Origin of the sequence: Acetobacter estunensis, from assembly GCF_011516945.1 — a bacterium.
GTDB lineage: Bacteria > Pseudomonadota > Alphaproteobacteria > Acetobacterales > Acetobacteraceae > Acetobacter > Acetobacter estunensis.
In genome coordinates, this window is record NZ_WOTH01000057.1 from 1 (window position 1) to 10,839 (window position 10,839).

The window sequence follows — 10,839 nt, forward strand, 5'->3', positions numbered from 1 at the left end:
TCAATCAGAGGTTCCCAGATCGCCCATGTCTCGTCCGTAAAGGTGCCTGTTCTGTCTCCTTCTTCCATCCCTACAATATGGGAAGAAATTCAAGATCTAACAGGCCCTAGCAACTCCGACGATAAGACTTCCGGTCGATAATATCCCGTCATTGGCGCCCAGAACGACTGCGCGCAACCATCCTAATTTTTCGACGGAATGGCGTTCGGTTTGGGGAGGAAGACGAGACATTAGAGGACTCACTTCTACAACAAATACCACGCCGATCTATAGAGAAAATAAACCCCCTCGCAACACAAAAATCACCGCACAAAATGAGAGTTATTTGCAATATTATCCAGATAAATATAAATATTTACCGTTCAGGTTCCTGTAAGGTTGGCCTAATATACAGGGCCACTTATGATCATTTTTGCAAGGGTGCGCATGTCTGTTTCGTCCCCCATCATTGCAGGCAGTTCACGCTATGATACGCCAACAATTGCTCTCCACTGGATGACGGCCCTGCTCGTCGCATTTCAGTTTGCTCTTGGTGAAACCTGGAATTTACCCACGAGACCCGTTCATCACCTCATGGTTGTCGCCCATCTGACTGCTGGTATTTGCTTGACCGTCATCATGATGTTGCGCGTTGGATGGCGCCTGACGAAAGGGCGGTGTCTGTCAAAACTTCTCTCGCCCCTTGATCGAATGTGGGCTCTTGGAATGGATTACACACTCTATATTCTACTGTTGGCAGAAATTGTTCTCGGCTATCTCTGGCGTTGGGGAAGCGGGCAAGCAATGAGCTTTTTCAATCTCTCGCTTCCTTCACCACTCATGCGCTTTCAAACAAAGACGCTCGAATGGATTCAATCGCTGCATCACTGGAATGCATGGCTCATCGTTGGTCTCGCAATAGGTCACGGCGGTGCCGCACTTTTCCATCAGTTTATCCTGAAAGACAGAGTTCTGGAACGGATGCTTTACCGCAAGCCATGACTTCCGGCATCCGTTACCAGGATGTCCTCATGCACCAGCGATTGGGTAATATGAAGGGATTTCGTACACATCACTCAACGTTCAGATGAAATATTTTCGAGTCAGCAGAATGCGAAAAAGACCATTCAATCCGTTCAGGTTGCCGTCAGGTTGCCTTCCTAGAATGACCACATGGCTAATCCGTTCTCTTTTACAAACAGCGGGACTGAACCTCGTAGATTAGGGGTATTTTTTGTAGGCATTGCCTGTCTGCTGCTTTTTCAGGCACACAGCGCAGCTGCAGAGAGCCCCACGACAGTATGTCGGGAAAGCGGTTCCCCCTTGCATTTGCATGTCACGGGCAACTTCCGTGATTACCCGGCGTCCAGCGTCGCTGAAGCCGTTCAGAACTCATTTCCCTGCCCGAACGAAGAGGCGCTGAAATCCACTTGCTTCAGCCGCGGTCCTCTTCATTTAAAAGCTTCTGTCGTACAGCCACGCGGACAAGGACAAGCGAACGGGCATATCTCTGTCACGCTATTCTCGGAAAACGAAGCAATCCGATCATCTCGTGTGTCTCTTTCTCCGTTTTCAAACTCTCAGCCTCCTTCCGTGATTAAAGACGATCTCGCCCGGGTCATAAAGTTACTGTGGAGTGCCTGTACCACTGAGACGACAGATCAGTGACCATCAATCGCGCTTTCTCGCTGTTTTTCTTTGGTATCATTTTCAATATAGTGTCAGCGCATGCCGATTCATGGTCCGCACATGTGGTGTATTCTACACAACATACTACCTCCTTCCCTCTCTCTGTTTCTCCATCACCGTTAATTCCATTTCGGTTAGCTCTCGATCATGCATGGGCGCGAGATCCATATCGGGAAGAATTCCGGACCCATCAGAACTCCGCGTTGAAAAAAGCCGATGCCGCACATTCATGGTTTGCCGGTGGCCCCACCGTCAACGGTTCTTACATGGATGATCATTTTATCGGTAGCAACGAGGGATATACCACTTACGAAGGTTCTGTGAGCGTTCCCTTGTGGCTGCCGGGACAAGAGGATGCCACTCATGACGTCGCCATGTCAGATGCCAACATGGCTTCGCAGAAACTGGCAATGAGCCGTCTTACTCTTGCGATCCGACTCCTTGATGCAACAACGACACTGATGTTGGCACATGTTCGACTTACCGCGATGACAAATTTGCGTAATGCTACACGACATTTATCTGATCTTGCCATTCAATCTGCGCGCACGGGAGAAACTCCTAATGTGGATGCCGCGTTGGCCAGAGCCGCGTCCCGTACGGCGGAAGATGAATGGACCCAAGCAAAGGAAGCTCTGAATAACGCTCAAAACACGCTCGACATTCTAACTGGCCAACCCTTTTTACCAGATATTTCAGTCTACCTTCCCTCCCGGCTTCAATATCTTTCCTCTGCTCGCCTGGAACGGATCATTGAAGAAGAGCCACGTGTCCGCGCTGCTCACGCCGCTTTGGAAACAGCTCGCGCTGCCCTAAAACTTGCACGACGATCCTATATGCCCAATCCCGAAGTCGGGATTGGCGCCATTCACGAGAAACAATATGGGAGCCCGTGGGATACCCGCGTTGGCGTAAATATTACCCTGACACTACCAAGCGAAGTGCGCAACACCCCTATTATGATGGAAGCGACTGATCGTCTCGCGACCGCCACCAGCCAGGAAGAACTTGCCCGCCGCATGGTAAAACAGGAACTGGCACAGGTCCGAGAACGGATGGCCACAGCTTCCGTTGAACGAAATATCTTGTCTGACAGCGCCAATGACCTTGAGCATCGTGCCGTTGCGGAAGAACGGGCCTGGCGTGAAGGCGAACATGGATTTGATGTGACTTTACGAGCGCGTCAGGACGCCGTCCGAGCAGAGTTGGCACGCGATCAAGCCGAAATTGCGTGGCACGCTGCGGCACTGCGGTTCCTGATTGCGACGAATGCGCCGTTATGAAGAGAATATTGCGACATCTCATTATTCTGGTTTGCCTGCAAACCATGATGATTTCTTCACTCTTGGCACAAGAATCTCCGTGGCGACTGCTTCATATGAGTGCGGAAGCTGCCCATGCTGTGGGTTTGACAACCGTCACTTTGCATACAGGTCATGTATCGGGTGAAATGCCATTGATGTTACGCGTCGTCGTGGACGAGAATCGTGACGTCCCCATTCGTCCGACAGGTCAAGGACGCGTGGAAAGCATCCACGTTCTTCCCGGTCAGGCCGTCAAGAAGGGTGATATCCTCCTCAGTTATCGGAATCACTCGCTTCACACCGCGTCGCTGCAGGCAATGCAGCTCAAAGCCGCTCTTGTCGCGGCTAATGCCGACCGCGATGAAGCTGCGGCCGCTTATGCACGCGGACGGACATTGGCAGGCGAGACCGTCTCAACGGGGGAATTACGTCGCCGGCGGGACGCTCTCGCTGTGGCACAAGCCACGGTCCAAGCTCGCGAAGCCGATATCGCCACGCTGGACCACCGCTTTCGAGAAGAATTCCACTCGGCATCCGAGTCCATTTCCGGGCCGGAAGCCACGGACATTGTCGCTCCGGTGACAGGTATTGTGAAAAGTCTACCTGTTGCGATTACCGCTTCCATCGGACCTGAGACGGAAATTGCCCGCGTGACTGATCTTTCAACTGTATGGTTGGTGGCGGATGTGACACCCGAAGACGCCGCACGTTTATCTCCGGATTCCGACATACAGGTATCCTTACCCACCGGCCCATTCCTGGCACGAATAGCGGGTATCGACACGCCAGCGACTTCGGGAGCGGTGCGTCTTATTGTCGAAATGCCAAACTCATCAGGCGCATTGGCTCCGGCAATGGCATTTGATGCAGTGGCTACGACACGCGAAAACAGTACAGGGCTGATCGTTCCGTCTGAAGCCGTGCGTCAGATCAATGGCGACAAAGTTGTCTTTGTGCGCGCGGGGGCAGAAGCATATCGGCCTATTCCTGTCGCCGTCGTAATCGAAAATGAGGAAAATGCCATCATCCAATCCGCGTCCCTGTCAGGGAATGAAACGATCGTGGCGCATGGCAGCCTGGCCCTTAAATCTCTGATCGAACTGGCAGCCATGGGAGACGCGGACTGATGCTGTCGCGCCTGCAAACAGCGCTCATCCGTTCGCCAGGTCTCATCATCGGCATTCTTATGCTTCTTATGGTCGGCGGTGTCGTCATCGTGCGGGATCTTCCCGTCGAGGCCGTGCCTGACATTTCACCACGCCAGGTACTGGTCTCGGTTGTGGCGCCAGGACTGGCAACGGAAGAAGTGGAGCGGCTGATCACTTTGCCGGTCGAAGCCAGCATGACCGGCATTCCCGGAATGACCGACCTCCGCTCTGTTTCGCGCAGTGGCGTATCGGTTGTGTATGTGCAGTTCAATGACGCAACCGATATCAATCTGGATCGCGCGCGCGTAGAGGAACGTCTCGCGCAAGCGCGTGCCAATCTCCCACCGGGACAATTGACCATCAACATCGGACCGCTCACCACTGGCATGGGCGAGATCATGCAATTCCAGGTCAGCGGCGGCGGTCAATCTCTTATGGCATTGAATCGTCTGATGAACTGGACGGTTGCTCCACAACTGCGTTTGGTTCCCGGAGTAGTGGACGTCAACATTGGCGGCGGCGCTGAGGAGACATGGCAGATCACCTTGGACGAACGGCGGCTCATCGCCACAGACGTGTCGGTGGGAGATGTTTATCGTGCCGTGGACAGCAATAACGCATCGGTTGGAGGCGGCTGGATAGCCCGACATGGCGAACAGCAGATCGTTGTGGGACGCGGCCTCATCCAAAACCTTGATGATTTCGGGAAAATTCCTGTCCGCGCTCTGTCTGACGGCGGCGTAATTCGCTTGCGTGATCTCGGACATGTCACGCAAGGCGCACGCACACGCCTTGGTGCCGTGACGCGCGATGGAACAGGAGAAATCGTCGCCGGCACGATTTTAATGGAAAGCGGCGCTAGTTCCAGCGCAACACTGAATGAAATCGAAGCCGCCTTTCCTTCTATCCGAAAGAGTCTGCCACCTGGCGTAAAACTGGAGCCCTATTATTCCCGCGCCGATCTGACACGTCGCACAATCGCCACGGTACGCGAAAATCTGATTATCGGTGCAATTCTTGTTTTCGTCGTTTTATTGACCGTGATCGGATGCTGGCGAGCCTCGCTGGTCATTGCATCCGTTATTCCCGCCTCACTCATCTGCGCGATGACGGGTATGAGAGTGGCCGGTGTATCAGCCAATCTTCTGAGTCTCGGCGCGATCGATTTCGGAATGATCGTAGATGGGTCTCTGGTCATCGTAGAGCACGTTATGGCTCTGCGTACACGTACTCCGGCTGCCCCGCTGGAAACGCTGGTTTTATCCTCCATGCAACAGGTAGCGCGACCGGTCTGTCTGGCAATCGGTGTCATCATGATGGTGTATCTTCCCATCCTCACGCTTCAGGGGGTCGAGGGCAAAATGTTCCGCCCGATGGCACAGACCATCATCATGGCGTTGCTGGCATCCCTGTTATATTGCTTTATTTGTGCACCGACATTGACGGCTTTAGTACTGCGTCACGCACCTACCCGTAACGGTGATACACGCATTATTGCTCTTCTTCGCTATCCATACCAGCGTCTATTGTCGTTTTGTTCTATACACCCGTGGATCGTCCTGAGCTTCACATTAACATTATTCGGACTATCCGCCGTACTCGCCACACATCTTGGCGGAGAATTCATTCCGCAACTTGATGAAGGAGCGCTTACAGTCACTACAACCCGTCTCCCCTCGGCCTCATTGGACACCGTTATCGCGGGTGTGACACGCCAAGAACACATCTTGCGGCGTTTTCCAGAAGTTAAAACCGTCATTAGCAGTACGGGTACCGGGGCCATTCCCACAGACCCGATGGGAGTGAACGAAACAGATAGTTTTATCTTCCTCAATGATCCATCCACATGGACGACCGCACACACTCAGGCAGGACTGGTGGAAGCGATGAACAAGGCTCTACTCCATGAGTTGCCTGATGCCCTGTACTCGTGGAGTCAACCAGTACAAATGCGAATGGATGACCTGCTTTCCGGCGTTAGAACCCAGGTTGCTGTTTCTATTTACGGAGATGACCTCACAACACTTGAGCGTCTCGGAACACAGGTCGCATCTGTCATGTCTTCGGTACGGGGAGCGGCAGATGTTGCCGTGGAAGGTGATGGAGATATGCCACTTCTTGTCATTGATGTGGACCGAGAACGAGCTGCGTTTCGCAATGTCAGTGAACAAGACATTCTCGATACGATCGAAGCAATAGGCGGTCATATTGGTGAACGCTCCGTCATTGCCAACAATGCCATTCTGGCCACGCAGGTGCGAATAGACAAAGCACAAGTAAATTCCTCTGCCCGCATTCGAGCACTGCACGTTCCCAAAGCCGACCACTCAGGATTTGTGGAATTGTCGGACGTAACACATATCCATGAAATGATAGGCGCCGTACGTATCAATCGGGATCGGGTCCGACGGCGAATGGTCATCCAAAGCAATGTCCGTCAGCGAGATCTCAACTCGTGGGTAGCGGAAGCTCAGCAAAAGGTAACAAGACAGGTCCAACTCCCCCCCGGTTACACGATTGAATGGAATGGGCAGTTTCGGAATCTGCAGTCCGCCACAAAACGTCTCGCTATCGTAGTTCCCCTTACCCTTTTTCTGGTGTTCGCACTCCTTACTTTCACGCTAGGTTCTGTAAAAGCTGCATTACTGATTTTCGCCAATCTGCCTTTGGCTGCGACAGGTGGTATTTTCACTCTCATTGCACGAGGACTGCCATTCAGTATTTCGGCAGGGATTGGTTTTATCGCTCTTTTTGGCGTAGCTATCCTCAATGGTGTCGTTCTGGTCAGCGCCATTCGGACACGAGAGCGGACGGCACCAGCAACCATGGCAATCGTCATAGAAGCGGCGTGTTCACGTTTCCGACCGGTGATGGCTACAGCCCTTGTGGCGAGTCTTGGTTTTGTACCAATGGCATTCTCGAATAGTGCTGGAGCGGAAGTTGAGCGTCCACTCGCCAGCGTGGTGATCGGAGGGCTAATTTCCTCAACATTTCTGACACTTCTCGTGCTGCCTGCGCTCTACACAAAAGTCATGGGAAAGGAGCGGATACATGCGTCTCCTGCTGATTGAAGACGAGGCGGACCTAGCGGCCGCTGTCGCGGAACATGTCCGGGAAAACGGTTATGCCGTTGATCATGTCGATACTCTGGACGCAGCGCGAGCAGCATTAGCGGTCGTAACATATGACGTAATTCTCATGGACCTCGGATTACCGGATGGCAGCAGCCGACAGCTTTTGCGGGAGTTGCGTCATTCATCGCATCGAACCGCAATCCTCATTACCACGGCTGAAGATCAGATCAGTGATCGTATTGCCGGACTTTCAGAGGGCGCTGACGATTATATCGTGAAACCCTTCGATCTTGACGAACTCGTCGCTCGCATCACGGCTGTCAATAGACGACGCTTCAGTTCCAGTGCGCCATTGTTGCGTATCGGCTCTTTGGTTATCGAGCGAGACCACGGGGTCGTCGTGCGAAATGGAAAGCCCGTACCACTCACAGCGAGAGAATGGGCAGTACTTGAGTTATTGAGCCGGTATCCCGGGGCCGTTCATTCGCGTGATCAGATTGAAACTGCGCTCTATGATTTCAACGGATATACGGACAGTAATGCTGTAGAAGTTTTCATCAGCCGTTTACGGAAGAAACTTGGCGCTGACTCTATCCAGACTTTGCGCGGGCGCGGCTATGCACTTGCCAACGGAGAGGCTACATGAAAAAAGAAACGTGGAGTCTCGCATCCCGTATTGTTACTCATGTCATGCTTGTTGTTTCGTGTGCTTTATTTGCTCTAGGAATGAGTCTCGCAGCTTTTACGCGCTATGAAGTTACAGAACGTCTCGACAATTCTTTAGAGGAAGTAGCGGAGCGACTGCAAAGCGTCGTCGAGCACATTCCCTACAGACCGGAAGGACATGACATTGCATGGCTGCCCGATGTTGGGCCTCGCACGCTCGCATATCAGGTCGTCGATGATGCTGGAAATGTAATTATCCGTTCACAAAACGCCCCATTGACTCCTTTTGTTGAAATGTTTCGTACGCCTGGATTTAGTGATGGTCGAAATTTTCGTGTCTATGTCGCATCTGCAACAGTACTTGGTTACCATGTTATGGTCGGTGAGCCTTATCTACACCGAAATGAAGCTATCCTTCGCGCTATTCTCATTTCAATCGTTCCATTAATACTATGTCTTCCACTTATTTGGTTGCTGGTTCGCTGGAGTGTCAGTCGAGCAATGCATCCCCTTGAGCAACTGCAAAATGCCATGCAATTACGCGACAGCGGCAATCTCGAACCTATCCCCGCTTTGAATCTCCCTCGAGAACTCCTGACAATTCAGACTGCCGCAAATACCCTTTTGGGACGTCTCGCAGTCGCCTTGAAAACGGAACGGGCTTTTGCGGCCAGCGCGGCTCACGAATTACGTAATCCTCTTGCTGCATTACAGGCGCAAATGCAAATGCTTGCAAAACAGCTTGACGATAACAATGAATTAAAACAGCGAGGTCTTCTGATCGTTGAAAAGATACGTGCTTTTGGACGTACGGTGGAAAAACTTCTACAATTTTCGCGTGCGTCTTCCGGAGTAGCTTATCAACGTGAGCGGGTTGATCTAATACCTGTGCTGCGATTTCTGTGCGATGAACTGAACAGTTCGCCCAATGTGAGGCCTCGTCTGCGTATAGAGACGGGCAATATGCGTTCATTGTTTGTAATATGTGACATGGATGCCATTGCAATTCTTATGAGAAACCTGCTCGAAAATGCCGTTCTTCATTCCGTCAGTCCCGAACCGGTTTCAATTTTTATTCGCAGAAATAAAGATATTATTATTTCAAATACTTGTCGGCCTCTGTCACAGGAAGCATTAAATAAGCTATCGCGTCCATTTGTACGAGGACGCTCGGATACAGCAGGAAGCGGGCTAGGTTTAGCTATAGTCCACCAGATTGCAGCGCAGATGGATGCGTCTGTTCAAATTCTCACTCATGCACAAGAGTGTCAGTTTGTGGTGCGTGTTCAAATTCAGAAAATTACACCTTAAATTTGGGTGTTTAGTCCCGGGGTTTGATGGTGTGATATTTTCACGTGAGTGGAGGGAAGCATTATGGGACAGATACGCCATGGTAGCGCCACGATGACGCACGCCATGCGAGCTGCAATACAGTGATCGCAGGCTTCGCTCGCGACGCTGAGCGAGGAGTTCGGGATCAATCCGAAAACCGTTGCAAAGTGGCGGAAGCGACAGAGTGTCGAAGATCAGAAGACAGGTCCTAAAGAGCCGCGATCAACGGTCCTTTCGAAGACGGACGAAGCGATGATCGTAGCGTTTCGACGCCATACTTTACTGCCGCTGGATGACTGTCTTTATGCCCTGCAGGCCAGTATCCCCCATCTGACACGCTCGGCTCTGCATCGCTGCTTTCAGCGTCACGAGATCTCACGGCTGCCGGACATCGAGGGAGACAAGCCCAAACGCCAGCGCTTCAAACGCTACCCGATTGGGTTCTTTCATCTCGACATAGCGGAAGTCCAGACCGCTGAAGGTAAGCTGTATCTCTTCGTTGCCATCGACCGGACAAGCAAATTCGCTGTCACACAACTGGTCGAGAAAGCTGATCGGAAGACATCTCGAACATCTCCTGAGCATCATCCCTTGCCGGATCCATACCATCCTGACCGACAATGGGATCCAGTTCGCTGAGCAGCCTCGTAATCGAAATACAGCGTGGTCGCGTCCCATGCGCTTCGAAATGATCTGCGAAGCCCACGGGATCGAACATCGTCTGACGAAACCCAATCATCCATGGACCCATGGTCAGGTTGAACGGATGAACCGGACAAGCAAAGAGGCAACCGTCAAGCGCTTCCATTACGACAGCCATGAGCACTTGAAGATCCGCCTCAACGACTTCATGGCGGCTTATAACTTCGGGCGAAGGCTCAAGACCCTGAGTGGCCTCACGCCTTACGAATACGTCTGCAAAATATGGACTTCAGAGCCAGAAAGATTCATCATCAATCCAACCCATCAAAATACGGGACTAAACACCTAATTCGCGGTCATCACCTTCACCAACTCACGCAACGCCTTCTGGACCTTGGGCGCGGCCCATTCGCGCAGAAGCCCGCGCGCGCTGGCGTCGTGCTCGATCGCATAAGGACTGTCCCCGATCGGCGGCATCGCCATCACGTGGTCCTTTTCCGTTGCCGGCACACCCGGAAACGGGTCGATCCGCACAAGCTGGGTGAGCTGGGCGACCGAGATGACACGGCACTGCGGTGTTGTGGTGTTGAGACACACATAGACCCCGGTGCCCTCGCTGACCGGATCGTAGATCGCCTTCCACGTCAGCGCCGGAACCGGAATTCGGTCCGGCCCGATGGTCCGGTCATCATCGGGATCGTAGCCCGGTCCCGTGACGACATAGAGTTCACCGTCGCGGTCCGCGAGTCCGCGCACCGCACTCTCTACACCGACCCAGGCACCCCGATTCAGTTCGGCCGTCTGCGGCACAATATTGGAGAGCGCATAGGTCTCTTCCTGCCACGACAGGCCAGCTTCGTCTCCAGACGGCACCACATGCCCGCGGTCCCAGCCAGATGGAGGGATCGAAGAACCCTTGATTGATGTGCTTGGCCGGTAATTTCTGGGTTTTGGCGATTTGATTGACGGTTTTTGCGATGGCGTCCAGTCTGCGTTTTGAGCAGA

General features: G+C 52.6%; 7 protein-coding genes and 2 pseudogenes. 7 read left to right on the plus strand and 2 right to left on the minus strand.

The genetic code is table 11. From position 1 onward, the window contains the following. Positions 1-102: 102 nt before the first annotated feature. Positions 103-231: pseudogene (locus GOB87_RS16900) on the minus strand (VIT1/CCC1 transporter family protein); the annotation flags it as partial. 171 nt (positions 232-402) lie between these two features. On the opposite strand from GOB87_RS16900, the gene GOB87_RS15250 reads away from it, so the two are divergent. From GOB87_RS15250 to GOB87_RS15280, 7 genes and pseudogenes are all read left to right on the plus strand, one after another. Beyond that, complete coding sequence (locus GOB87_RS15250) at positions 403-981, plus strand: cytochrome b (RefSeq protein WP_242006505.1); 579 nt, start codon at positions 403-405, stop codon at positions 979-981. Between the two features lie 662 nt (positions 982-1,643). Next, entirely contained in the window at positions 1,644-2,951 is a 1,308-nt protein-coding gene (locus GOB87_RS15255) for a TolC family protein (protein ID WP_264806447.1), read from the plus strand. A gap of 44 nt (positions 2,952-2,995) precedes the next feature. Next, positions 2,996-4,099 carry an efflux RND transporter periplasmic adaptor subunit gene (locus GOB87_RS15260; RefSeq protein WP_166318709.1) on the plus strand — a complete coding sequence of 368 codons (1,104 nt, stop codon included), beginning with the start codon at positions 2,996-2,998 and terminating at the stop codon, positions 4,097-4,099. After that, positions 4,099-7,191, plus strand: a complete 3,093-nt coding sequence (locus tag GOB87_RS15265; RefSeq protein ID WP_166318712.1) for an efflux RND transporter permease subunit — start codon at positions 4,099-4,101, stop codon at positions 7,189-7,191. The genes GOB87_RS15260 and GOB87_RS15265 overlap by 1 nt, the downstream gene beginning before the upstream one ends. Beyond that, complete coding sequence (locus GOB87_RS15270) at positions 7,172-7,840, plus strand: response regulator transcription factor (protein WP_166318715.1); 669 nt, start codon at positions 7,172-7,174, stop codon at positions 7,838-7,840. Before GOB87_RS15265 ends, GOB87_RS15270 begins: the two co-directional genes overlap by 20 nt. Further along, the gene (locus GOB87_RS15275; RefSeq protein WP_166318718.1) at positions 7,837-9,171 is read left to right on the plus strand and encodes a sensor histidine kinase; all 1,335 of its coding nucleotides are present in this window, start codon (positions 7,837-7,839) and stop codon (positions 9,169-9,171) included. Before GOB87_RS15270 ends, GOB87_RS15275 begins: the two co-directional genes overlap by 4 nt. Positions 9,172-9,234: 63 nt before the next feature. After that, positions 9,235-10,183: pseudogene (locus GOB87_RS15280) on the plus strand (IS481 family transposase). Here the strand turns inward: GOB87_RS15280 and GOB87_RS15285 are convergent. Continuing rightward, positions 10,180-10,839, minus strand: a 660-nt coding sequence (locus GOB87_RS15285) for a DNA/RNA non-specific endonuclease (RefSeq protein WP_166318721.1), incomplete at its 5' end; no start/stop codon positions are given. The pseudogene GOB87_RS15280 and the gene GOB87_RS15285 sit on opposite strands and share 4 nt — an antisense overlap.

Coding starts and splice junctions, on each gene's coding strand:
- GOB87_RS15250 (WP_242006505.1), top strand. CDS start 403: ATGATCATTTTTGCAAGGGTGCGCATGTCTGTTTCGTCCCCCATCATT.
- GOB87_RS15260 (WP_166318709.1), top strand. CDS start 2,996: ATGATGATTTCTTCACTCTTGGCACAAGAATCTCCGTGGCGACTGCTT.
- GOB87_RS15265 (WP_166318712.1), top strand. CDS start 4,099: ATGCTGTCGCGCCTGCAAACAGCGCTCATCCGTTCGCCAGGTCTCATC.
- GOB87_RS15270 (WP_166318715.1), top strand. CDS start 7,172: ATGCGTCTCCTGCTGATTGAAGACGAGGCGGACCTAGCGGCCGCTGTC.
- GOB87_RS15275 (WP_166318718.1), top strand. CDS start 7,837: ATGAAAAAAGAAACGTGGAGTCTCGCATCCCGTATTGTTACTCATGTC.